Raw genomic sequence first — 25,399 nt, forward strand, 5'->3', positions numbered from 1 at the left:
TTTTCAAGATGGATGGATTAAAGAAAGCAGCACCTTAACATCATATGAGTCGAAAACGCCGTCCTGCGTTACGTCCTTATCCGGTGTAGAGAGAAGCAGCCATTTTACGATATCGTCGATGTGTACCCCGTCCTTCGGCGTAGAAGTGTCCAATGCCGATTTCAACGCCGCTATATGACGGCTGGTCAAGACCGGGTAGCTCGCCAGGGACAAGTATCCTCCATCCCGCATCCTGATGCCTTCCCGCGTCGTACCGATATACAGCTCCGCGTTCTCCGCCAGCGGCGTAATCCACCGCAGTCGGACGGTAGAATACGCAGGATCCGAATAGTCCCAGTCGGCTATGACCGGAACGACCCCGTCCCCAGTCACGAGTCTTAAGTTCTGCAAAGCTTCGTTGCCGTCGGAATACAGCGGCATTCTGAATGATACGACAAGCCCGAGACCATCCGGGTCCGCCTTCGCATACCCGAACAAGCTGGGAACGCGTGCTACGTCTACCGTATACGACTGCTTGGTCGCTCCATCCTCCGCGGTAACTGTTATCGTAAACGCAAACGGTCCGCTACCTGAGGGCACGGTCAATGCCACGGATGAACCGTCCGCCTGGTAAGTAACGCCCGTGACGGTGTAAGAAGCCAGCTCGCTCCTTGTCGTTATGTTTGCGTCAATGCGATTGACCGATTGCGGAATCGTTAGCGAGTATCCGGATCCGTCCGTTTTGGCCGAAAGCAGCCCCTCGGATACCGTAAATGCCGCCAGGCGTGCTTCGGTATCACCGGCGACCCGTACGGTCCGAATCGCTTCGGCTTTGTTCCCCGCCAAATCTTGCACCGCATACCGGATCGGATACGTGCCGGGAGTGGTAGAGTCGACCGTGCCTTCTACAGCAATCGCGCTGCTCAAATTCCCGGCCAGCAGATCCGTCGCGGTCGCCCCGTTTTCTATATACAAACCGTTCTTGGAAAGAGTAATGTCCGAGTTGCCGTTCAACGTAATGACGGGAGCCGTCTTGTCGATATAGAACGAGGCGCTGGCGCTGGCCGAATATACGCCGTATGTAACGGTTTGTACCGTTTCGTGAAAACCCTCCGTTGTTCTTAGCAGCGGATCAGGACATGTGAAGATTACACCCAAAGCGGAGGAGCATACGTAGCTGACCAATACGTCGGTTTTGTGCCACCCGTTCGAGGAAGATGGGCTCACCACGGCTTGAATCGACAGCGCCTTGTACTCCAATTGCAAAAACTCCCCGCCAGGCGCATCATGGCCCGCTTCCGACGGGGAAGTCCACCCGCAGTACCCGTCTCCGGTGAGCTGAATGACTTGTCCGTTATCCGAGTATAAGACCGTCCCGCTAGGTCCAAATCCGTCAGTATAGAATTGATTCGGCGCAACCGCAAACGGCGTCCCCCGCAAATCGATATTGGCCGTGCCTTGCGGCGATACCATATAGCCGGTACAGCCACGTGCGACACCGTACGGAATTTGTGTCCGCGTGAAGCCGTGTATGATGTAGCCTTCGCTCGTTGAAAACGTGAAATCTCCCGTGTCCAGCTTCAACGTTTGCGGATTGAGGCGGATTTTGGCGAATGAAGTTTTGACACCCGGCCCTGGCGAGGCCCCTCCTGGCGCATACGTGGAAAAATTATAATGGCCCCCCGTATTCATAAGCTCCAAATACTCTTTGGGTGACGAAGACATGTTGCTGCAATAAACCTGAAACGTTTTTCCGTTCGGGGATATCGAATAAACCCCGTCCTGCGCTCCCGGGTTAGCCGAACGGATTTCCCAACAGGAAGCATATGTCTGTTCTGCAAGTAGTGTAGTAGGGAAAACGAACAGCGTCACAATGCTCCAGAGCAAGGATAGCGATGCCAAGAACGACGCTTTTCTCATGACCTGCAAACTCCTTTTCAAATATCCGCACATCAGCGTTTCTACAAATATGTATTCGACATTCCGCACAATTCTTCCTCTATGTTAATTGGGAACAAATAAATAAAAGCAGCGGGAATTCCCGCTGCTGAGGCATACTTGATCGCTAGGGCTAGACGGATTAAGCCTTCATGACATCGTGATCAACATAACGCTCGCCGTTAATCTCGCTGATGACGTTGATAGCCACCTTCGCACCGTCTCCGGCGGTAATGATCGTATGGACGCTTACACCGGCGCACGTACCGGCTGCCCATATTCCTGCAATGTTCGTTCTGCCGGCGCTGTCTGTCTTGAATATGGTTTTGACGCGCGGTTCCGTACCCGGCACTGTTTCCAATCCGGAAGCTTCCGCCAAATCGAGGAGGAATCCGGTCGCCAGGATCACATGCTTCGCTTCATAAGAAGTCTCGTCCGCTTGCACCTTGAAGCCGTCTTCCCCTCGGGAAATACCGCTCACTTTGCCTTGAACGAATTCGGCGCCGAATTTGGCGGCCTGCTTCTTGCCGGTCTCCAGCAAATCCGGTCCGCTTATTTGCGGAACTCCGTAATGGTTCTCGACCCATGCCCGTTTCGTAACGCTTTGATCGCTGTCCACGACCAACACTTTTTTGCCTGCCTTGGCAGCGAAAATAGCGGCGCTCGATCCGGCCGGACCGGCTCCTACGATGAGAATGTCATACATGATCTTGTCCTCCTCGAAAATGGGATGAATTTCTATACTTTAGTATACAAAAAGTTTCATTAAAAAGGAAATGTTTCTGGAAACCACGATTTAGTATGTGGGAAAGGCCGACTAATTATTGCATCTCGTGAAGGAAACACGAAAAATCCCGTATCCGTTCGGAGCACGGGATCGTGGCGATGGAAATATGACTAGATGACAGATCGGATAAACGTGACGGATTTACCCGGCTCGACATGAGAAACCCTGCGGAACGTCTTCAACCAGGCGATCGCCGGAGATCCGGAGTCGCTAATCGTGTTGCTCCACCACTGGCACTGCGTCTTCGCTATCTTAGGCAGAGGGAAGCCCAATATTTCTTCGATCTGCTCGAAAGCGAGCGTAACCTTCGTGCTCTTCTGAACATAGAGAAATTGTTCGAGTTGTTTGTACTTGTTCATCGCGCATCACCCCACTCCAGTGTAACGCTTGGCGCTGAACAAATACTGAACAACTCCTTCGCGTGGTGAATTTCAGCGTTTCCCCAAACAAAAGAAGGCTCCGGATTAAATACCGCAACCTACTTTTACCCCCGATTTCATTATCGTTTAGGTTTTCTTTCCGCTGCTTGACTCGATGCCGCATCCTTGCTTGGGAATAGCTCCTCGTACAGCTCTCCTCGCCAGATCGGCAAATCTTTAGGCGCTTCGATGGCCAAACGCAAGTCCCCGTCATTGCTTTTGACTACGCGAACCATAATCCCGTCCCCGATTACGACATATTCTCCGGGATTTCTGCCCACCACCAACATATGGATCCCCCCTGAGTCAGTATCTCCGACTAACTCGATAGTTGATATATGGATTATAGCAACCCGAGCGTAACACTAACGTAACGCTGCGATATAGGAAAAGAGGGTTTGGCGTAAACCAAACCCTCCGGGTGAGAAGACGGATAAATTAACGGAGTAATTGCAGGACGCCTTGCGGTTGTTGGTTCGCTTGAGCCAACATCGCTTGAGCGGCTTGGGAAAGGATGTTGTTCTTCGTGAACTCCATCATTTCTTTCGCCATATCTACGTCGCGGATCCGGGATTCGGAAGCAACCAAGTTCTCGGAAGAAGTACCCAAGTTGTTGATCGTGTGCTCCAAGCGGTTTTGGAAAGCACCCAATTGGGAACGCTGTGCCGATACTTTCTCGATTGCGTCGTTGATTACGCTCAGCGCAGCCGAAGCTTTCTCACTAGTAGTAACGTCCAGCGCGAACTCAACATTTTTGTTGTCAGAACCGCTATTAACGTTCGATACAGCCGTATAGGAAGCAACTGCACCGTTGTTTGCCTTCACCGTGCCAACCGAACCGTCGCCACTGATGCTCAGTGCGTTTGCCCGCATGTCACCAACCGTAATCGTCATGCTTTGACCGCTGTTAGCGCCGATTTGGAAAGTAGCTTGGAAGTCACCCAGCGGCGAGTTTTTCGTCGACACTTCCGGTGCTTTATCGGAAGCGAAGTCTTCCGTTTGCGTTAGCTTCAGGGAACCGTCCGCTTCTACGGAAGCTGTGTACTTGTCTTTCAGCTTGGCGTTGCTGTTGATCGCATCGGCCAAAGCCTTGGATTGATCGGCAACCGTAGCCGCTTCTTTGATCGCCGTGCCGTTGCCGTATCCGACATGTTGATTTTTGTTGCTGATCGAAATTTCTTGACCGTCCACGATGAACTTCGAGCCGTTGGTCAGCAGTTCTTCTTGCTTAATCGTGTACTCGCCTTTCGTTCCAGTAGCGCGAACATCGAGGTCAGTTGCTTTCAGATCGGTACCGGAAGCGACTTTCTCCGTGATCGTAATTTCGTTGCCGCTGATCGAAGCGCTATAGTTGTCTTTCAGCGAAGACAAGTTGATAGCTGCCATAAGACTAGCTGCTTGGTTGTTCAAATTGCCGCCGCTTACGGAGAACTGCCCTTTCGCACCGGATGCTACGCCATCAACAGCAGTGAATACGGAACCATTGATTTCAACCTTGTCGCCAGCTGCGAAAGCCTTATCGACACTGAAGGAGTAGGTGCCTTGAACAGCCTCCGTACCGCCAACCAGCGTGTTGGACGCGGTTGCAATGGAGTTGCCCAACGTCTTGGTATCCCAATCGCCTTGAGCTGTGAACTCGTATTGGCTGAAGTCGATAGAATCCCATTCGCCGTCCTCATTGAAGAACTTGAACTCGCCAAGCTCTTGAACCGCTTTTTGAATTTTCTCGGCCGTGTTTTCACGTGCATTCTCAGCCGACAGATGAATCGTCAGATTGCCTTTATCGACTGTTACGTTCAGTTGGTTTTCAACAACTGCGGCTTTACCCCCGGACAAAGTAGCAGTTCCAACTTCAATGTCGGAAGCGTCATTAGTCGTATCCCATGTGCCCCCTGCAGCTGCAGACCATCCGGAGAAATCGACACCATCAATTGTTCCAAGATTTTTAATAGCAGTTTCGATATTGGCTGCCGTGTTTTTTGAAGCCGTTGTACTGGCCATGTTTACGGTCAGAATACCATCTTTGTAGGTAACATTCAGTTCATCCGTGCCATTAGCCTTCAATTCGACTTTAACACCATTAGCCCGTGTAGACTGATTATCTGCCGTACCCGAGGAAATTGTAAGGGTTTCGCCATTGGATTGAACCTGCGAGCTTGCAGCAGAAGCAGTTTGAGCCAGAGCACGTACAATGGTAACCGTGTTCAGGTTTTGTCCGCCTTTATTGGTAATCAAAAGTTTATCGTCGGAGCCAGAACCTTTTACGGACAAATCTTCCAAAACTTGCCCTGTAGCTTTGTTGTTTGTTTCCGTTAGCGTAATCGTCCCGTTGCTGGCGACGCTGGCATATTCGAATCTCGCACCTAACGTTGCATTAGCTTCGATAGCGGCTGCCAAGCTCTTCGCCTGATCTTCAACGGAACGGCTGCTGGATACAGCATCGGCACCCGTATCGCTTGAGAAATTGGTTACACCGAATGTTGTCTGAAGACGTGTAACGTCGGCAGCTTGACCTGCATTAATAACAAATTGCACGCTGGAAGTCGGCTGACCATTCTTGGATTCAATGACAAGCTTACCACCACTAAGGCTAACATTGGCATAATCGGAAAGCTTGTATCCATTCTTGTCGACAGCATTTTCTACTAGAGCTTCTACATCCGCTTGCGTATAGGCTCCGGCGTCAGTATCAAGCGTCTTCAACTGGCTATTGCTGATTACAAAATCTTTGCCATCCACCGATATAGCGATATTGGTATCGGCATGAATTGATTCAGCGCCAAGCTGACCGGGAACGGCGCCTGCCCCAGTTATGGCAAGACCATTGGCGGTAGTTATTGCTAACTGATCCGTGTTGTATGCTGTCGTTCCGGCCGGCCCTGTTATCGTCAAAACGCCTCCGGCAGAAGAAAAATTAAAACCGTACAGCGCGTTATCCGTCAAGTCGCCATCGTTGTAATCCCGCGCTGCTATAAGCGCGTCTCGCAGCGCGTCTGCTGTTCCATTCACATCCGCACCCGCACTGTCTACCACGGTTACGGAAGCGGCAGTGTCGCTTGCTGCCGCAGCGCCGACGGCGGCTGCTCCGGAATTGAGTGTGATGCTAACGCCGTTAAAGGTAAGCGTATCGGTCAAACCGTCACCAACTGCTGCTGTAGCCGTTAACGTCCATTTTGCCGCACGGCCATTAAGATCATCAGCAACATTTACGACCGCACCGCCCGTAATCTGAGCTGTCGTATTCATGCCGAAGGTATCATTGACTTTCTTCGTGTCCGTGCCTGCAGCGGTCCAAGTAATCGGCTGCGTTTGCGGATCTTTTGCCGTAATGGATATTTTTCCATCTGAAGAAACGGCTACATTAGCAACATCCGACAGTTTCGCAGCACCGTTAGCCGCATTTTTAACAAGATCTGCAAGATCATTAATATCGTCGCCCGCAGTCCCGTCATAAGTTTGCAAGTTCGCTGTGCTGATCGTATAGTCCGTTCCGCCGACATTAATTTTTACTGTTTCATCCGTCAGACCGGTTAAAACAGTACCGGCAGCGCCGTCTTCAGCGGATCTGGATTCTCCTGCCGTCAAACTAGCTTCGATGTTCCCGACATTGAACTCGCCTTTGGAAGCATCAGCACCGGACAGAACAGCCGTAAACTTCTGACCGCCGATAGTGACCGAATCGCCCGCCTCTTCAAAGGCTTCTTTCAATTGGAACTCGTATTCGCCATTTTGCTCTTTCACGCCGCCAGCCAATGTACCCGTGTCACCAGCGACCGGTACGCTTACGGCTTGACCCGTAATTTGCGAAGCCGGCTCAACAACGGAAATCCGGTTCGTTGCCGTGAAGCCCGTGGACGCATCATAGTTTTTGATGGACGAGTTCATCTCGTTGTACAGCTGACCCAAGTTTTTAGCAAGCGAGTCGCCTGTCGAAGTTTGTCCGATCGTGAAAATGTAGTTGCCTTGTCCGTCGATTTCCAGGCGGGATCCTTCGCTCTTCGTCGTGCCTTGGCGTACCGTAATCGTTTTGCCGTTCAGGTCCGTACCGTTCTCGGACGCTTGTACACCGATTCCAACCGTCAGGTTAATCGATGCTTTCTCGCCTTTGATGCTTTGCGTGTTCTCGGTAATTTCCGACACGCTGCCGGTTGCTTTGCTGGTGGAACCTTGAACCGATGTCGAAGAGGATTCCACTTTCACGCTGCTCGCTACCGTTTTCAGAGCGGTTACCGTACCTTGGGCTACGCCTTTCACACCGTCGGTTACGGTGTTGATCGTGGCAGCCGACTCTACAACAGCCGCATTCTTACCCTTCAACAGCGACTGGGTATTGAACTCGGTCGTGTTACCGATACGGTTGATCTCGGAGGTCAGCTGGTTGATTTCTTTCTGAATTTCTTCGCGGTCGACGGATACGTTCGTGTCGTTCGCCGCTTGAGCAGCCAGCTCGCGCATGCGCTGCAGGATGGAGTGCGTTTCGTTAAGAGCACCCTCTGTCGTTTGGATCATCGAGATGCCGTCTTGCGAGTTGCGTTGCGCTTGGTCCAAACCGCGGATTTGCGCGCGCATTTTCTCGGAGATCGCGAGGCCTGCTGCGTCGTCGCCAGCGCGGTTGATGCGGAGACCGGAAGACAGCTTCTCGATCGATTTGCCGCTTGAAGCCGAGTTCGTGCTCATTTGACGATAGGTGTTCAGTGCTGCGATGTTGTGATTAATTCTCATTGCTGGATTCCTCCTTGGAATGGTTAGGTGAACATCCTTTTTCACCTTTGATGCTGTATAATAAACCGCCCCGTTAAGGACGTTTACTACCGAAAGAAAGACAAAAAGGACGCGTTTAATCTCGTCTGCGCCATGGCATCCTGCCATTCGTCAAACTTCGACAAAACTCGTCCTTGAGCACTATATGGGGTTGTTGTAAAATAAGTGATTGGAATTACCTGGAGGTGCACTCCGCTTCATACACTTCGCCGCGAAGTATCGGAATATTTTTCGGTGCATCGATGGCAAGTCTAAGATCTCCGTCCTTGGTTCGAACGACTTGAACCTTCACGTCATGCCCAATCATTACGTATTCTCCGGGTTTTCGGCCCAATACCAGCATGTGTGCTCCTCCTCTATGTGCTGCGTTCCAACTACGCAGCTGCCGGAAACAAAAATAAGGATGGCCAATAAGACCGTCTCCCTTCCGCATCCTGCGGAGAAGAGACGAACCCTACTAAGCCATCCTTGACTTGTTCTTGATCTATTCAATTACGGGACTATATGCCCAATTTTTGTTGCTTACTACCAATATCGGCGCACCGGTTTCAAAAGTTTATAGCCTTTATCAAATTTTTTCGAAAAAAGTCACACACGATACTCGGAGGGACAGAACCCATGACGGTTTTGCATAGAGGAAGCAGCAAAATATTTTATAAGCTGAAACCGGCCCATAGCGGACCCGGTGCGGAGCAGCTTATTCTGCTTCATGGCAATTTGTTTACCCATGCTTGCTTCGACTCGATGGTTCCTTTCCTAAGCGATCGATTCTCTACTATCCGATACGATCTTCGCGGATTCGGCCAGAGCGATCTGGGCGATGAACCTCTTACCGTCCAAACCTACCATGAGGACCTGTTGCACCTTGTACGGAGCCTGGAATTGCGGTCGTTTCATTTAATAGGTTACGGCTTCGGAGCGATCATAGCCGCCCGGTTCGCCGCATCGAATCCCGAGATTGTGAAAAGCCTTGTCCTCATCTCCATGCCAATCTATCCCGGTACAGTGGCAGAGAAAGCGCAAAAGCAATGGATAGAGACCCCAGTTCACGGAACTGTCGGTTCAGCAGATTGCATAGCCGACTTGTTCGCCAGCCTCCCGCCGGATCACCCCGCTCATGAAAAGATCGATTATTCCGCACTGCCTTCCACCTACAGCCGGATTACGGATGCAAGCATCGGCTATCGGCCGATGGACGATCTGGCGCGTATGAAGGTTCCCACCCTGCTTCTATGCGGGGAAGAGGAACATTCGTCTCCCGTTTATTTGTCTTTAATGGCAGCGTTTTGCTTATCGGAGTACAAGCTCTACACGGTGCCGGATTCCCCCCACATAGTCGTCCTGGACCAGCCCCAGCTTTCGGCGAATTGGATTATGAATTTTATGGACAGGCTTGACCGGACTGCTGCCGCAGATGAAACCAGACCGAATTCCCGCGACATGAAGCAATACATGAAGCTGTTGGTTAATGAAGAACAAGGGGCGGCCCCGCTGGCAGACGAGCTGCGTGTGGAACTGATGGGCGGATTTCATGTGTACGCCAACGGGCTGGAGATCAAGGGCGGCTGGAACCAGCGGTTTGCCAAAAATATATTTCTTTATTTACTGCTCTATCGTTCCGTAAGCCGCGAGCAGTTGTGCGAGACGTTGTGGCCCGATCTTCCGGTCGGCAAAGCGCGCAGTTATTTGCGAGTCTATTTGTCCCACTTGAAGAAATTGCTCGAACCGTCCCGTACCGCCTCCGCGTTTCTGATTTTGGAGCGGGAGGATGTAACCCTTTATGGAAAAGTGGTTTGCGACGCGCTCGATTTTATCCAAGATATGACGATCGCCTTGCAGGAGAAGGACGACAGGAAGAAGCTCGAACTATGCGGCAAACTATTGCAGTCCATGCCCCTTACGTTTTTTCAGTCCCTATACGACGATTGGTTTCTCGTGCTGCGTGAAGAATGGGAGCACAATTTGGCCAGCTTGGGAATCTGGATGGCGGATTACTTCCTCCAACAAGGCAATCCGCAGGAGGCATCCGTTCATATCAAGCAAATGCTGCGTATTTTGCCGAAGAACGAAGCACTCGTCGACAAGCTCATTGCCTGCTACGATCGGACCAAGGATACATCGAATAAGGAGTACTGGATGAAGCAAAAGGGACTGTTCGACGCCTCCTAGCACCGCACTCGTGAAACCGGCTCAATTGTGCTACAATTTTGGGAAAACGCAACGCGGAGGAACTTATGTCCGGCAAAGACGAATTGGTCCGATTCGGTGTATCGATGCCGTCGGATCTGATCCAACAGTTCGACCAATATATTAACGAGCAAGGTTACACGAATCGTTCGGAGGCGATTCGGGATCTGGTTCGCAAAGCGATGCTTCAGCCGGGCCGCATTGTTCCGGAACAGCTCGTCGCCGGCACGATCGTCATGGTGTACGACCACCATGTGAGCGAGCTGCCGCTGCTGCTGATGGAGCTTCAGCATCAATACCATCACCATATTATCTCGAACATGCACGTGCATCTGAACCATGAGCAATGCTTGGAAATCATTGCGGTTCGCGGCCGGATGGACAAGCTGAGGGAGCTGCAGGAACAAATTCAGGTGCATCGGGGCGTGCTCTACTGCGAGCTGTCGGTGACGTACGTAGACGAGCAGCGGGAGCATGACTCTCACGACCATGGGCACGATCATAGCCACGGGCATCACCACCACCATCATTCGGAATAATGACAAGAAACGCTCGCAACCTCACATGGCGGCAATAAATTGCCTTTACACGAGATCCTCTCGGCGTTCGCCGGGCGGCATCTCTTTTTTTGCTCCCCGCTCGATTGCACAATTATTGTATGTTTTTTCCTAACCATCTTACCTCCCGCCCACAATCGTGCTACAATAAAACAAAAACGTGTTACAGGAAAAGGATGGGGTATTTGTGTTTGGAAATAGTACTCGATTTCATACGATCCTACTACTGTGGCTGCTCGTATGCTGCATTGTTGCGAGCTGCTCCTCCAACAATACAGGCGGAGAACGCAAAGCGGACGAGCTGGTGCTCGCCGTAAGCGCTGAGCCCGAGGCCGGATTCGACCCGACGACAGGCTGGGGGCGGTATGGCTCGCCGCTGTTCCAAAGCACGCTGCTGAAGCGCGATTCCCAGATGAAAATCGAGAACGATCTTGCCGCGTCCGGTTACGAAGTGAGCGCAGACGGAACGGTATGGACGATCAAGCTCCGCAAGGACGCCAAATTCTCCGACGGCAAACCGGTAACCGCCGCCGATGTGAAATTTACGTTCGAAACGGCAGCCGGAAACGGCTCCATCATCGACCTGACGAACATGAAGAGCGTAGAAGCTCCCGACGATTATACGGTCAAATTCACATTGAAGGAAGCTCAGTCCACCTTCGTAACGCAGCTTGTCACAACGGGGATTGTTCCTAAGCACGCTTACGGCAAAGATTATGCGGAGCGTCCGGTCGGTTCGGGGCCGTACAAGCTGGTTCAATGGAATAAAGGCCAACAGGTCATCGTCGAAGCGAACCCGGAATATTACGGAAAGAAGCCTTACTTCAAGAAGCTGACCTTCCTGTTCCTCAGCGAAGACGCCGCCTATGCCGCCGCCAAAGCGAAGAAGGTCGATTTGTCCTACATCCCGGCGGCCTTCAGCAGACAGAAAGTGGAAGGCATGCGGCTGGAAGCCGTTCGCACGGTCGACAACCGAGGAATATCGTTTCCTTTCGTGAAATCCGGGACGAAGACGAAAGACGGTTACCCGATCGGGAACGACGTTACCGCCGACCCGGCCATTCGCAAGGCGATCAATACGGCGATCGACCGGAAGGCGCTCGTACAAGGCGTGCTCGAGGGCTACGGTACGCCGGCTTATACGGTAAACGACGGTTTACCGTGGTACAATCCGAGCTCGGTAACCGCCGACGCCAATGCGGCCGGGGCCAAGAAGCTGCTGGAAGAAGCCGGATGGAAGGACGGCAACGGCGACGGTATTCTGGAGAAAGGATCGCTGAAAGCGCAGTTTACGCTCCTATACCCGTCCGGAGACGTAACCCGGCAATCGCTCGCTTTGGCCGCAGCGGATATGATCAAGCCGATCGGAATCCAAATCGACGTGCAGGGCAAAAGCTGGGACGACATCGAGAAGCTCATGCATGCCAACGCCTTGCTCATGGGCTGGGGCAGTCACGATCCTCTGGAAATGTACAACCTGTACAGCAGCAAGTATAGAGGCGTGGAATATTACAATGCAGGCTTCTACAGCAATCCGACGGTGGACGACTGGATGAACAAGGCGCTGAAGGCGACACGCGAGGAAGACGCGTTGGAATATTGGAAGAAAGCCCAATGGGACGGCAAAACAGGCGTAAGCGCCCAAGGGGATGCGCCCTGGGCCTGGCTCGTCAACATCGACCATCTGTATCTGGTCAAAGACAACCTCGATATCGGCAAGCAGTTCATTCACCCGCACGGGCACGGTTGGCCGGTGACCGATAACATCGAGGAATGGAAATGGAACCAATGATGGATTGCGTTTGCGGAACATACGGCTATACGCCGCCAAAGGAGTCCTTGCAATGATTCAACGCGCATTCGCGCTTGTCGGGCTGAAGCTATTTCGGCTCGCCACGCTGCTGCTCGCGATCAGCATCATTTCGTTCGTCCTCGTCAGCGCCTCCCCGATCGATCCGATCCAAGCTTATGTCGGAGCGGACATGATGCGCGTCGGACCCGAACAGCGGCAGCTTATTGCCGAATATTGGGGGCTCGATCAATCCCCGTTTACGCGCTTCACGCAATGGGGAGCGGCGCTGCTTCAGGGCAATCTGGGAACTTCGATGATGTACCGCCTCCCGGTGGCCGACGTGATCCGGGAGAGATTCGCGAGCTCGCTCGCTCTTATGAGCCTTTCTTGGGTGATGTCGGGATTGCTCGGCTTCACGGCAGGCATCGTCGCGGCCATGAACAAAGGAAGATGGGCGGATCGTCTCATTAAATGGTACTGCTATACGCTCGCCTCCACCCCGACGTTCTGGATGGGTTTGCTGCTTCTGATGGTTTTCGCCGTATGGCTCGGCTGGTTCCCGGTCGGACTCGGGACTCCCGTCGGCGTCCTGGACGAACAAGTTACTTGGGCGGACCGGATCGGACATATGATCTTGCCCGCCATGACGTTAAGCATCGTAGGCATCGCACCGATCGCCCTGCATACGCGGCAGAAGCTGATCGACGTGCTGGCCAGCGATTATGTACTGTATGCGCGAGCGAAAGGCGAACGCGGCTTCCTTCTGTTCCGGAGGCATGGTCTGCGCAACATCGCCTTACCGGCGGTTACGCTTCATTTCGCCTCGTTCAGCGAATTGTTCGGAGGAGCGGTTCTGGCGGAGCAAGTATTCTCCTATCCCGGACTCGGCCAAGCAACGGTGGAAGCGGGGCTTCGCGGAGATGTCCCCCTTCTGCTCGGCATCGTATTGTTCAGCGCGTTGTTCGTATTCATGGGCAATCTGATCGCGGATGTGCTGTACCGGCTCGTAGACCCGCGGCTTAGGGAAAGGCGGCTGCAGTGACTATGAGAAGAATGGATGCCGGTGGCGACACGACGGTTCGCGCGATATCGCGGCTGCGTTTCAACCGCAGACAGTATGCGCTGATCGCGGCCTCGATAGCGGCGCTACTGGTCGTTTCCGTATGGCTGGCGGGCTTGCTGCTAAGCTCCGATCCGTTATCGACCCGGCTGGAACTGCGCAACATGGCTCCTTCCGCGGATCATCCTTTCGGCACGGACTGGCTCGGACGCGATATGTTTACGCGCACGATCAAAGGTTTGGCCTTAAGCATCAGCGTCGGGATGGCTGCGGCCGCGTCCAGCGTCGTGGTTGCCTCGCTGATGGGCATTGCCGCCTCAATGGGGCGAACGGCCGATCGGATCGTCAGTTGGCTGATCGATTTGTTCTTAAGCGTCCCTCATCTCGTAACGCTTATTCTGATCGCCTTCGTGTTCGGAGGGGGTATGAAAGGGGTTATCGTAGGAGTCGCTTTGACGCATTGGCCTAGCTTGGCTCGTGTCATCCGGGCCGAGGTGCTGCAGCTGAAGACGGCGGAATATGTGCAAATCTCCCGCCGGCTCGGCAAATCACGCTGGTGGACGACGACACGGCACATGCTGCCTCACCTGCTGCCGCATCTGCTCGTCGGCTTGCTGCTCTTGTTCCCTCATGCCATCCTGCACGAAGCGTCGATTACGTTTATCGGATTGGGTTTATCGCCGCATCAGCCGGCTATCGGCATCATTTTGTCCGAATCGATGCGCTACTTGTCTACCGGCTTGTGGTGGCTGGCGTTCTTCCCGGGGCTGTGCCTGCTTCTCGTAGTGCGCGCCTTCGACGTGGCCGGAGAACAACTGCGCGTCCTGCTGGACCCCCGGCAATCGCACGAATAAGGAACTGCGTAATAACGTATCTCCTATGAGATGCGCCTCGCGGAGCGAGCGTCTGCTGCAAGGTGGATCATTACGTGACAGTTCCTAAGACGCAAGGAGGACGAACCGAATGCCGATTCTGGAAGTGGACGATTTGTCCGTTTCATTTACCCAATATACCGGTCGCTTCCGTCAAACGACAATGCGAGTGCTGCTAGGGATGAGTCTCGACGTGGGCAAGGGAGAAATCGTCGCCGTGATCGGCGCAAGCGGCTCGGGCAAAAGCCTGCTGGCTCACGCCATACTGGGCATTCTGCCCGGCAATGCAGTCGTGGAAGGCGCGATCCGGTTTGACGGAGAGACGCTTACGCCTCGCAGGCAAGAAGCGTTAAGAGGAAAACATATCGCGCTTGTGCCGCAATCGGTCAACTATTTGGACCCGCTCATGCGAGTAGGAGCTCAGGTAAGAAGCTCGGTGCAAAGCGGAGATCCGATAGCGGAGCAAAGAAAAGCGTTCGAACGGTACCGGCTCGCCCCGGATGTGGAGAAGCGGTATCCCCATCAGCTGTCCGGCGGCATGGCAAGACGGGTGCTCGTCTCCGCGGCAACCGTGAGCGGGGCGAAGCTTCTTATCGCCGACGAGCCTACTCCCGGGCTCGATCCCGCGATCGTGCTCGAAACGGTGCTGCAGCTGAAGGAGCTGGCTGACCGTGGGGCCGGAGTACTGCTCATCTCCCACGACCTGGAGTCCGCCTTGCACGTAGCCGACCGCGTTGCCGTCTTCTACGCGGGGACCATCGTCGAAATAGCGCCCGCCGGCGATTTCTCCCAAGACGGCCAGCGGCTGAGGCATCCCTATAGTCGGGCATTATGGAGAGCTTTGCCGCAAAACGAATTCGAGCCGATTCCCGGCCGGCAGCCCCATCCGGGTGAGCTCCCCGGCTGCCTGTTCGCGCCGCGATGCGGCATAGCTACCGCCGAATGCGGCACGGACAGACCTGTTATGCGGGAACTGCGCGGCGGAAAGGCAAGGTGCATTCATGCCACTTGAAGGACGCAATCTCGCCTTTCGATACGGGAAGGGCCCTTGGGTGTTCCGCGACTTCGACATCGCGATTAACCAGGGCGAAATCGTCGGACTTTCCGGACCGAGCGGATGCGGCAAAACGACAATCGGACGTCTTCTATCCGGTTACGACGAGCCTCTTGAGGGGACGGTCCTCTTGGACGGTCGCCCGCTCCCCCGCAGCGGCTACCATCCGGTTCAGCACGTGTTCCAGCATCCGGAAAAAGCGGTCAACCCCCGGCTGCGTATGCAGCAAATATTGAACGAAGGCTGGGAGCCCGATCGGGCGTTTCGCGCTTCCTTCGGTATCGCCGACGAATGGCTGAACCGGTACCCGGGCGAGTTGTCCGGCGGAGAGCTTCAGCGGTTTTGCGTCGCGCGGGCGCTCGGTCCGCAAACCCGGTACTTGATCGCCGATGAGATGACTACGATGCTCGATGCCGTCACGCAGGCGCAAATTTGGCAAGCCGTGCTGGACGTCGTCCGCGAGCGGCAGCTCGGCTTGCTCGTAGTCAGCCATGAGCGCAGGCTGCTGAAGAGGCTTTGCGGCACAATCATCCAACTCGAATAAGGGGGCGCATCCGCGCCCCCTTATTTTTGATGCTGCCAACGGACTCCCCTTCCTCACGTCATGTACCCGGCAGCAGCTTCTCGAACGTATGCGCCTTCTGCCAGCTTTTCCCGCCGTCGGACGTAGTGTACATCACTGCGGGCTCGGTAGTATCCGTCACGATCCACCACCCGTGTGTGGCATCCGCTATCGCCAGCAACTGCTGTCCGTAACCGGCGAACGCGGCTTCTCCGTTTACCCACGTCTTGCCTCCGTCGATTGTCCAGCCGATCGTGTTCGGCTTGTCGCACGCCATGCATTGACCACCCATGAACGCGACGTTCGGGTCGACCACGTACAGCGCTCCCGGCTTGCTGCCGGTATTTTTCGGCCCGTCCGAGTGGTCGATCGGGAATCCCGGCGCCGGTCCGCCTCCGGCCGTCGAATTGGCGATAACCGTCTGCCACGCTTTTCCCCCGTCCGAAGTATGGAACAGCGAGTAGGATGTCTGCGTCATGCCGGATTCCCCGATCCACTCAACCCAGGCGTCATTCGCCCCGGCGGAACGGATAAGCGCCCCCGTCAATTGGGCTACCGTTTTGCGCGACATGACATTTTGCCACGATTCACCGCCGTCCGTAGTCCGTTTCACATGCAGCATGTCCTTGTCCTGCGTTACCGCCCAGCCGTTATGCCGGTCATGGAAGTACGCGTCCCCCACCGTCTGCTCCGGAACCGGCAAAGCCGCCCAAGTCTTGCCGCCGTCCGTCGTCTTCGCATTCCCGCTATAGGCTTCGTCCGACGAAACGAAATGAAGAAAACCGGTATTCGGCATCGTCCCGACTGCCGTCCATGTTTTCCCTCCATCCTTAGTGCCGAGCAGCTGGCGCGGTTTGGACTTGTTCCCGGCATCGCCGACAACCGCCCAAGCTTCCCGATCGTTCAGCGCGAATAGCTGCTCGACGGTACCCTCACCGCTGTACTGCGCATTCCAAGTTTTACCGCCATCGTCGGTCCGGGCGATCCAGCCTTTCCCGCCGATCCAGCCGGATTGCGGGTCGGCCAGCCGGACGGCTGTAATTTTATCCATGCGAACGGCAGCGGGCGGTTTCACAGTCGAGTCCGATCCGCTATCCGTCTTTGGCGGAGTAGTCGACGGTTGGGATGAGGAAGGGTCGGGCGACGTCGGACTTTGCGAATTCGGCGGCTGATTTCCTGTAGCGGACGATGACGCGTTCCCCCCGTTACCCGCAGACGGATTCGGTTCTTCCCCCTGCTGGCGGCATCCCGCCATCAACGTTACGAGTACAATCGGTACTATGAAAAATTTGAAAAATCGCGAGCGTGTCATTCCTGTCACTCCTTCAATGTTCTGAGATGGCTCTTTCTTCTGTATAACCCAATAGACGTTGCATCAATCGCCAGGGTTGCCGGCATATGCACATCTTACAGAAAATGGATCATTAGGCCTAAGCAGCGATTTAGAGGAAAGCGGCGATTACTCCGCGAATACCGTACTTTAAACTGAAGAAGAGGTGTTACACAAGTGGAGCAAACTGCAGTCCGGCTGCGCGAACTTATTGTTTTTGTCCATTCGCTGGAGCGCACGGGCTTCGATCAATGGCATCGTCCGATCCGGCCCGGCAAATGGTCGATACATGAAATTCTCAGCCACATTTGGCTATGGGACACGTACAGCCTGGAGCATATGATCCCCTTTATGAGAGATGGAGCCATCTTGCATTTTCCCAATCACACGTCCATTAACGGCAACGCCGAACGATTCGCGCGAACAATCGGCAAAGCCGGAATGATCCGTCACCTAACGGAAACCCGAAACGAGCTTGTCGAAGTGTATGCAGCCGCATCCAACAAAGAGGTCCGCTTCTACGTCGGGAAGACGCGGCTCGACACGGATACTTACTGCAGGAAGTATATTTTAGAGCATGACAGGCATCACATGGCGCAGATCGAAGCTTTTGTCTCTCATTGACAATGATAATCTTTATCAATTAAAATGAGAGAAAAGTGGAGGAGGATTGCGCCTTGTTAGTTCAAACGAGAACGATCATCGTGACGAAAGGCAATGCCGACCAAGTCGTCGAGCGTTTCAGCAAGGATAGTCCGATTGACGGCATGCCGGGACTGCTTGATGTTACCGTCATGGTCAATAAAGCGAAGAAGGAAGATACCGAAGAGATTGTAGCCATGATCCGTTGGGAATCGACAGATGCATGGAAAAATTGGGAGAAGAGCGACGCCCACATCCAAGGGCACCGGGAAAGCCGCGGCCAGCCGAAGCCGGACTATGTGATCAGCTCGCTCGTCAATATGTATGAAGTAAAGACGGTCAAAGGCGGAACGTCGGCGGGCTATCGCGTTTAGCGGAATGTAGTTGCATGAACGAAACAAACCCCGTGCATCCAACCGGATACACGGGGTTTCAAAGTTCTTTTAGTGCGAAGCCGCATAGCCCTCGGCTTCTGTCGAGGCGGCGGAAGCATGCGCAGCCGGTTCCAGCTTCTCTTTGCTCATCACGAGGGCCGCAATTACCGCCAGCACGGCCGGGACAAGTCCCCAGGCGAACGTTGCGCTGATGGAGGACGAAAGTCCCTCCGTTATTTTGTCCAGTACCGGTGCGGGGATTTGGGCACGGGTCGCCGGGTCGAGAAGCGCATGCGGGTCGCTGAAGCTGATGTTCGGTGCCGCGGCGGGTTGCCCACTTCCGGCAAAGGCGTCCGTCAGTTTGCGGGTCAGCGCATGGCTTTGGATAATCCCGCACACGGTGATGCCCAGCGTCATCCCGAGCGACCGAAGGAAGTTCAGCGTAGAGCTCGCCGCTCCCCGCTGTCTGGCCGGGAACGAATGGATAGCCGCGTTGCTCAGCACCGAGAACGAGGCCCCTATGCCCAAGCCGACCAAGATCATATACAGGGTGACGTGCAGGCGGGACGAATCCGTCGACAAGGTGGTCAGAAGCGCAAGTCCCGCGACAAGCAGCAGCAGCGTCGGAATCATAATCGCCCGGTACGAGAATTTCGTGATCAGGAAACCGCCTGCGGTCGCCGTCACAACCGAACCAAGCATCATCGGCAGCAGCACGAGGCCGGAATTCGTAGCCGAACCGCCGAGCACGCCTTGAATAAAGATCGGAATATACACCGATGCGATAATAAACGCGGCTCCGCTCAGCATCGCAATCGCATTGCTGCTTGCATAGAGACGGCTTTGGAACATGCGGAACGATATGATCGGCTCCGCCGCGCGCGATTCGGCGAACAGGAAGATCACGGCCAGTACGGCAAAGCCTGCGAACAAGCTTACGATTTGGACCGAACCCCAAGCATACTGCTTGCCTCCGAGCTCCATTGCGAACATAAGGCAGACGATCGCTCCGACCAGCGTGACAGCCCCCCACCAGTCGATCCGCTGTTTGGAATGTTCGTGCGATTCTTTGTAATTAAACGCGATCAGGACGAAGGACAGCAATCCGAGCGGGAGATTGATGTAGAAGATCCATTCCCAACGAATATAGTCGGTAATGTAGGCTCCGAGCAGCGGACCGAAAATGCTCGACATGCCGAATACGGCTCCGAACAATCCACCAAGCTTGCCCCGATTTTCCGGCGAGACGGCATCGAACATAATCGTAAAGGCAACCGGGATTAAGGCGCCTCCGCCGATTCCTTGGATCGCGCGGTAAATGCTCAATTCCACGATCGAATCGGCGGTTCCGCAAAGAACCGACCCGAGTATAAACACGATAATACCGAAGACGAAGAAACGTTTGCGTCCGTACATATCGGACAGCTTGCCGAATATCGGCATTCCCGCCATTTCCGCGACCATGTAGGCGGAAGTGACCCAGACGAATTTGTCGAGTCCTCCCAGCTCGCCGACAATCGTTCCCATTGCGGTCGCGACAATCGTATTGTCCATCGAGGCCATCAGGATCGCGAGCAGAAGCCCCGCCACGACTACCCCGGTTTTGTTTTGCATAGCAGTACTCATCCGTTTACCTCTCCTTCATTTTGTATAGCTTTATTGTATACGCCTCCCCTGACAGCACTATGTCAGTCAATATGTAAAACATTTTTTGTATTTTCAAAAGTGAAGCTCGGCTACTTTACTCTATCTGTTATTGGTAGTTTAGGAATATATTATACTTATCTTTCTATTCCATTTTGAAAAGTTGGGATTTTATGAGAAAGCTCTTCCTCGCCGGCACGATCATCGCGCTCTCGATCGTATCGCTCCCTGAAAAAGTCGGAACTTCAAATCTAGTTGAAGCCAGCCTGTTTCCCGTCAGCGTCTCAGTAAACGATAAGGATCTGACTTTCTCTAATAGTCCGGTCTTGAACTACGGGGGGAAAGCTTATTTGCCCGTAAGAGAACTGGTTGATGGAATTAACGGGATCGTATCCTATACGGAAGATAAAAGAAAAATCGAAATCCATATCCCTTCTGCGTTCAACAAAAAATCCGAGCAAAGTTCGATGAACAAACAGGGCGATTTTGTTCTTTCTATCCATTCCTCCAAAAAAACGTATCATTTCAATGAACCTTTGGATATATGGGGAACTCTTACGTACTTGGGAGAGGAAGATATCGTCGTCGGGCAAGGAAATCCTGTGCTGTTGTTCTATATCATCGATTCCCATGACAATAAAACGGGCGATTTCGCGGAGGCTTCCTTACGTAAAAGAACGATGAGTAAAGGTGCGGAGTACACTTCGGTATTTTCTTGGGATACAGCAACTAGCCTGAACTACTTGAAAAGTGGAATGGATTTGGAAGCTTTTCTGGAATCCTTTGAAAAACCGTGGCAGTTAGAGAAAGGGATGTACACTGTGGGCGTCTCTGCTCAGCTGCTTGTAGGTGATAGCATGGAGCCCATGAAGTTGCGGACCGAATTTTCGGTCGAAGTGAAGTAGCCGGAACTAGCCTTCCCCATCGCGAGCGACAATTTCTGCAGCCCGTCAGCCGCTTCCGAGACAGCTTTACCGACTCGGGTCGGTATTCCAACAAAAACCTGCATATTTCCCGCTTCTTCGCCAAAAAAAACAATGGGATAGGGGTGGGAAATAGTTCCAAAGTATTATGGAAACGCTTTCTCCGTGTTGTTATAGTATACAAAGGACATACAGGTATACTCCTTGTATATACTGCCTACATTCACTCCCGTCTGTCTTAATCAAGCATTGGAGAGGAGCGTATTAATGAAAGCAACAATGCGCAAAAGGTTGCTCAGCCTTCTGGTCATGATCGGCTTGCTCTCGTCCCTGCTTCCTTTAACGGCTTTGGCCGATCAAGGCGGCAGTGCGTCGGCAGTCGAAACGATCGTCAACGGAGGGTTCGAGCAGATCGCGGGCGGCAAGCCGACCGGATGGACGGGACTGGCTGCGAACACCATCTACGAATCGGTTTATCAGCCTGTTCGCAGCGGCGGATTCAGCGTGAAGCTGACCGATTCCAGCACCCAGGCGGGGAACGGCCTGCGAAGCAGCCATGTTCCGGTCGCAGCCGGGCATTTGTACAAAGCATCGGTATACGGAATGAACGCGTCAGGCTCTTCGCAGCTATATTTGGAATTTTGGAATGCTTCGGACACGCGGATCAGTGTAAAAACGGGAACGATTCCCGCCGGGCAGCAGTGGCAAGCTGTGAACGTTATCGGGGAAGCCCCGGCTGGCACCACCTATGCTACCCTTCTGCTGTACCAGCCCCAGACGAATGTAGGGGTAGCCTATTTCGACGATGCCGCCCTGACTGAAATTCCGCTGGCCTATCCGTATAACGGCGACTTCGAAGAAGTGTCCGGCGGCAAGCCTGTCGGCTGGACCAGCCTCGGAGCCGCAGACGTGTACGCCTCGGTCACCTCCAAAGTTTACGGCGGCGCGTACAGCGTGAGGATGGAGGATCCGAGCTCCAACGGCGGACCGGGCTTGCGCAGCGGGCAAATCCCGGTCGTTCCCGATCAAGCGTACCAGGCTACTGTACGATCGTATAACGAGTCCGGCAACTCTCAGCTATACCTGGAGTTCTGGAACAGCTCCAACGTCCGGATCGAGACGAAGATCGGTACGAATTCTTCAATTGGCGTATGGAGTCCGATATCCATCGATGCCTACGCTCCTGCGGGCGCCGCCTATGCAACACTGCTGCTGTATCAGCACAAAGCGAATATCGGGATAGCTTATTTCGACGACGCTTCCCTCAAGCTTGTGCCGCCCGAGCCGGTACGGGAGTTTCCGCTATTGACGGCAAGCCATCCGCGGCTTTATTTTACCTCCTCCGACGTGCCCGATTTGAAGGCGAGGGCGGCGGATACGGTAAACGCTCCGTTCGGCACGACCGGCAAGCAGCTGTGGGATTCGATCAGAACCAGCGCCAATAACTATATGACGGAAACGAGCTTCTCGATCACCTACTACGGGGGCAAAGTCGTCACTTATCCGCTGCCGCCGGTTCAGCCCGAACCGATTCCGAGTCCGCCCGGCTTCACGTCATATCCGTATTGGACGATGATGACCAGAGCCGTGCAAGATCGTCTGGAGACGCTTAGTCTGGCCTATGCCATATCCGATGATACCGCTTATGCGGACAAAGCGAAGCAGTATTTGTTGTCCGTATCCGGCTGGAATTCCTGGACGGAACCGACCTATTCGTGCGGCGGCTACACTTGTCTGGATACAGCCCATCTAACGTTCGGGGCGAGCATGGCGTTCGATATTTTGTACGACCGGTTGACCGCGGAAGAACGGACGACCGTTATGAACGCTCTGGAAAACAAAGGCCTTATTCCTCTTTACAAAGATTCAAAGAGCAAGACCGACCATAATATCCAGTCGCTGCGCGCGGCGGCGCTCGGCAGCGGAGCGGCGGTTCTGCTCGGCCATAGTCCGAATGCGAATGCCTACTTGACCCGAGCGATGAACTACTATCAGTGGTATTTGGACGAGCGCATGACGTCCGGCAAGCAAGAAGGACTCCTCTATACGAGCTACGCTACGGACAATATGATCAAAGCGTTCGACCACATCAACCGCGTAACCGGTGTTCGCGAGCTGGCGGATCATCCGTTTCTGAACGACTTCCTCGTACGTTGGGTCGTCTACGCGCTGGCGCCGGGCGGCGCAGGACTGGCCAATTTCTCGGATTCGGGGGTTGCCAATTATTTCGGGCTCACGATGAACGTCATCAACGCTTGGCTGAACAACGGACAGGCCGGATGGTATTTGAAGGAAACCAAATCGGCGGCAGGCGGAGTAAACGGGTTCCTGTACTTCCGTCCGAACGCGACCGTCACCTCCCCGGACGCATGGCCGGCCTCCACCGTATTGGATGAGAACGGATGGGCTATGCTCCGCAGCGGCTGGGGAAGCGACGACGTCCTATTCTCGATGGTCAGCAACTCTTCGAATCTGGGGCACAACCATTACGACCAGAACAGTTTCCAAATCGCGACCAACCGCACTTGGATCGCCTCAGACCCAGGCTATCAAGATTATGTAGCGGGCCCGGAGCACGATTTCACGGTACGTATGGGTCACAGCACGATTCAAGTCGACGGCCAGGGACAAAGCATACTGGGCAAAGGAATGCTTACGAAAGGGCTCCTCGCTCCTACGTACGACTATATAAAAGGTTCGGCTGCCGGCGCTTACGGCAATCCCAAGCTGACGAAATTCGATCGCCATGTCGTCTACTTGAAGCCGGATACATTCGTCATGCTTGACGATCTTCAGGCGGATGCGCCTCATGTCTACGATTGGATTCTGTACAGCGGAGCGCTCAAGCAATTCGAAATCGACGGGCAGCCGGTCCAAGCCGGCGCGACAACGGCCGGCAACGACTTGTATTTGCGAAGCGGCGGCGCGGAATTGGCAGCCAAGTTTCTTAGCGCATCTCCGCTCCCAATGACGGTAACCCAATATTCAGGCGCCGAACAATACGGCTATTATTCGAAGATAGGAAGCGGAACGGCCAAAACCGGGCACCAGTTCCTGACCGCGATGAAGGTGCAGCCTTACACGCCGATCGGCCTGTTGGAGGAAACCGCTCTGATGCCTCTGACCGACAGCTCCGGTCGGGAGGTGAAGCTCATTCAATTCGCCGGCAGTACGGTCATTTTCTATCGCGGCGCTCAGACCGGCGACTATATGACCGTGACGGTCAATGTACCGGAAGCCGGAAATTACAAAGTTCAGAGCTTTTTCCTGAAATCCCCGCTTTACGGGATGGTACAAGCTTACGTAGACGGTCAGGCGGTCGGCGGCGTGTACGACGGGTATGCTCCCGAGGTAACGGCCTCTGCGCCATTCGAGCACGGGACGATTCCGCTGACGGCCGGATCGCATACGATCCGTTACGAGATAACCGGCAAAAACGCCCAATCCGGCAACTTCTACATCGGGCTTGATGCCGTACAGCTTCTCCCTGTCGGCTCGAACGGACCGTCCCGGCTGACAGTGGATGCCGAGCTGGTGACCGGTACGAACGGCATCGGAGCTCTCGTCGAGAGAAACGATGACAGCGGTACCCGCGATTTGGTCGCTTTCCGGACCGGAGCCGCACCATTCACGGTCGGTCAGGCGACGGGCGACGCCGAACAAGCGGTCATCGGCTTGACCGGGGCCAATGAGGTCATCGGCTACAAAATGACCCGGGGCACCTCGCTCCAATACGCAGGAAAGGTAATGCTTGCAGGCAGCAACCCGTTCAGCGCTTCGTTCGACACCGACACCGTGACGATGGAGACGTATGGCGTCGTAGAAACGCCTGCAGCGCAAATGATCCGCATCCATGCGCCTGCGGCAGATGCCATGGTGATCGTGGATGGCCAACTGCTCGCGCCGGGAAGCTACACAATCGATCCGGTATCCGGAACGATCCAGATTTCGCTGGCCGCCGGGCGGCATGACGTACGTCTCGTCTTTTTGGCTGAACAAACTGACGCGCTAATTGCTGCCGAAAGTTTGCAAGGACCGATGGCACAGCCGCTGGTTAACGCTATCCGCCAAGCGCTGCATCAATGGGAAAAAGGCTCTGTCAGCGAGGCGGCAGAGCATCTTCAAAGGTTTCTCGATCATTTGAACAACCCGTCGCTGCGGTCTTTTATTCCGGAGTTGGCGAGGACGAAGCTGAACGAGGCGGTCGAAAGTATCCGAAGACTGATGTGACGATATAGGGGAACAGCTCCCCCGTTATCCACACAATTGACTTCGTATAATTTCCTAAAAAGAAAGCCGGGCATCGCCCGGCTTCAGCCTGTTGATTAACCTCAACAGGCTATTTTTTTGGTTTCTTTATCTATTCACCGCGTTAATGTGGTATAATATAGCTATCCTATTTAGGCGGTGATTGCATGCTTCGCTCCAATCCACATGCACAAAACAGCTACGAATTCGTTTGTTTGGAAGACCTCGTTCCGCAAAATCATCTGCTTCGCAAGGTTCATGCACACATCG

General features: G+C 54.0%; 18 protein-coding genes and 2 pseudogenes. 11 read left to right on the plus strand and 9 right to left on the minus strand.

All coding sequences use genetic code 11. The features are described 5' to 3' along the window. Positions 1-3 precede the first annotated feature (3 nt). The 7 genes and pseudogenes from FE783_RS34710 to FE783_RS34740 all read right to left on the minus strand — a co-directional run bounded on the left by FE783_RS34710 (position 4) and on the right by FE783_RS34740 (position 8,227). Positions 4-1,899, minus strand: coding sequence for a GON domain-containing protein (locus FE783_RS34710; protein WP_158302194.1), 1,896 nt, complete (start codon positions 1,897-1,899; stop codon positions 4-6). Positions 1,900-2,059: 160 nt separating this feature from the next. Then, the gene (locus tag FE783_RS34715; RefSeq protein WP_138883988.1) at positions 2,060-2,623 is read right to left on the minus strand and encodes an NAD(P)/FAD-dependent oxidoreductase; all 564 of its coding nucleotides are present in this window, start codon (positions 2,621-2,623) and stop codon (positions 2,060-2,062) included. Positions 2,624-2,814: 191 nt separating this feature from the next. Further along, positions 2,815-3,063: a DUF7662 domain-containing protein gene (locus tag FE783_RS34720; protein WP_138883989.1), complete on the minus strand. Its 249-nt coding sequence runs from the start codon at positions 3,061-3,063 to the stop codon at positions 2,815-2,817. A 140-nt stretch (positions 3,064-3,203) separates the two neighbouring features. Continuing rightward, entirely contained in the window at positions 3,204-3,413 is a 210-nt protein-coding gene (locus FE783_RS34725) for a carbon storage regulator (protein ID WP_138883990.1), read from the minus strand. A gap of 148 nt (positions 3,414-3,561) precedes the next feature. After that, positions 3,562-3,837 (minus strand): annotated as a pseudogene (locus FE783_RS39080) (flagellin); the annotation flags it as partial. A 3,594-nt stretch (positions 3,838-7,431) separates the two neighbouring features. After that, positions 7,432-7,845, minus strand: a pseudogene (locus FE783_RS38520) (flagellin N-terminal helical domain-containing protein); the annotation flags it as partial. A gap of 214 nt (positions 7,846-8,059) precedes the next feature. Next, positions 8,060-8,227 (minus strand): carbon storage regulator, encoded by a 168-nt coding sequence (locus FE783_RS34740; protein WP_138883991.1) that lies wholly within the window; start codon positions 8,225-8,227, stop codon positions 8,060-8,062. Positions 8,228-8,502: 275 nt separating this feature from the next. Here FE783_RS34740 and FE783_RS34745 point away from each other — a divergent pair, with 275 nt between their 5' ends. From FE783_RS34745 to FE783_RS34775, 7 genes are all read left to right on the plus strand, one after another. After that, positions 8,503-10,053 carry an alpha/beta hydrolase gene (locus FE783_RS34745; protein ID WP_158302195.1) on the plus strand — a complete coding sequence of 517 codons (1,551 nt, stop codon included), beginning with the start codon at positions 8,503-8,505 and terminating at the stop codon, positions 10,051-10,053. Positions 10,054-10,118: 65 nt separating this feature from the next. Then, positions 10,119-10,610, plus strand: coding sequence for a nickel-responsive transcriptional regulator NikR (gene nikR, locus FE783_RS34750; protein WP_138883993.1), 492 nt, complete (start codon positions 10,119-10,121; stop codon positions 10,608-10,610). Between the two features lie 250 nt (positions 10,611-10,860). Beyond that, positions 10,861-12,420 (plus strand): ABC transporter substrate-binding protein, encoded by a 1,560-nt coding sequence (locus FE783_RS34755; RefSeq protein ID WP_420799796.1) that lies wholly within the window; start codon positions 10,861-10,863, stop codon positions 12,418-12,420. Between the two features lie 52 nt (positions 12,421-12,472). Then, the gene (locus FE783_RS34760; protein WP_138883994.1) at positions 12,473-13,462 is read left to right on the plus strand and encodes an ABC transporter permease; all 990 of its coding nucleotides are present in this window, start codon (positions 12,473-12,475) and stop codon (positions 13,460-13,462) included. An 11-nt stretch (positions 13,463-13,473) separates the two neighbouring features. Continuing rightward, positions 13,474-14,334, plus strand: a complete 861-nt coding sequence (locus FE783_RS34765) for an ABC transporter permease (protein WP_138884006.1) — start codon at positions 13,474-13,476, stop codon at positions 14,332-14,334. A gap of 109 nt (positions 14,335-14,443) precedes the next feature. Next, positions 14,444-15,364 carry an ABC transporter ATP-binding protein gene (locus tag FE783_RS34770; RefSeq protein ID WP_138883995.1) on the plus strand — a complete coding sequence of 307 codons (921 nt, stop codon included), beginning with the start codon at positions 14,444-14,446 and terminating at the stop codon, positions 15,362-15,364. Further along, on the plus strand, positions 15,354-15,950 hold the full coding sequence (locus FE783_RS34775) for an ABC transporter ATP-binding protein (protein WP_138883996.1): 597 nt from the start codon (positions 15,354-15,356) through the stop codon (positions 15,948-15,950). The genes FE783_RS34770 and FE783_RS34775 overlap by 11 nt, the downstream gene beginning before the upstream one ends. A gap of 58 nt (positions 15,951-16,008) precedes the next feature. Here the strand turns inward: FE783_RS34775 and FE783_RS34780 are convergent, their stop codons facing one another. Beyond that, positions 16,009-17,280 carry a beta propeller repeat protein gene (locus tag FE783_RS34780; RefSeq protein ID WP_138883997.1) on the minus strand — a complete coding sequence of 424 codons (1,272 nt, stop codon included), beginning with the start codon at positions 17,278-17,280 and terminating at the stop codon, positions 16,009-16,011. Positions 17,281-17,475: 195 nt separating this feature from the next. Here FE783_RS34780 and FE783_RS34785 point away from each other — a divergent pair, with 195 nt between their 5' ends. Both FE783_RS34785 and FE783_RS34790 read left to right on the plus strand, forming a co-directional pair. Next, positions 17,476-17,922 (plus strand): DinB family protein, encoded by a 447-nt coding sequence (locus FE783_RS34785; RefSeq protein ID WP_138883998.1) that lies wholly within the window; start codon positions 17,476-17,478, stop codon positions 17,920-17,922. Between the two features lie 53 nt (positions 17,923-17,975). Continuing rightward, a complete protein-coding gene (locus tag FE783_RS34790; RefSeq protein ID WP_138883999.1) occupies positions 17,976-18,314 on the plus strand; it encodes an antibiotic biosynthesis monooxygenase in 339 nt (112 codons plus the stop codon). A gap of 69 nt (positions 18,315-18,383) precedes the next feature. Here the strand turns inward: FE783_RS34790 and FE783_RS34795 are convergent, their stop codons facing one another. Then, positions 18,384-19,940 carry an MDR family MFS transporter gene (locus tag FE783_RS34795; RefSeq protein ID WP_238403365.1) on the minus strand — a complete coding sequence of 519 codons (1,557 nt, stop codon included), beginning with the start codon at positions 19,938-19,940 and terminating at the stop codon, positions 18,384-18,386. 191 nt (positions 19,941-20,131) lie between these two features. Between FE783_RS34795 and FE783_RS34800 the strand changes: the two genes are divergently transcribed. Both FE783_RS34800 and FE783_RS34805 read left to right on the plus strand, forming a co-directional pair. Next, entirely contained in the window at positions 20,132-20,863 is a 732-nt protein-coding gene (locus FE783_RS34800) for a hypothetical protein (RefSeq protein ID WP_138884000.1), read from the plus strand. A 285-nt stretch (positions 20,864-21,148) separates the two neighbouring features. Continuing rightward, a complete protein-coding gene (locus tag FE783_RS34805; protein ID WP_138884001.1) occupies positions 21,149-25,111 on the plus strand; it encodes an FIMAH domain-containing protein in 3,963 nt (1,320 codons plus the stop codon). Positions 25,112-25,399 lie beyond the last annotated feature (288 nt).

Origin of the sequence: Paenibacillus mesophilus (assembly GCF_005938385.1) — a bacterium.
GTDB lineage: Bacteria > Bacillota > Bacilli > Paenibacillales > NBRC-103111 > Paenibacillus_AB > Paenibacillus_AB mesophilus.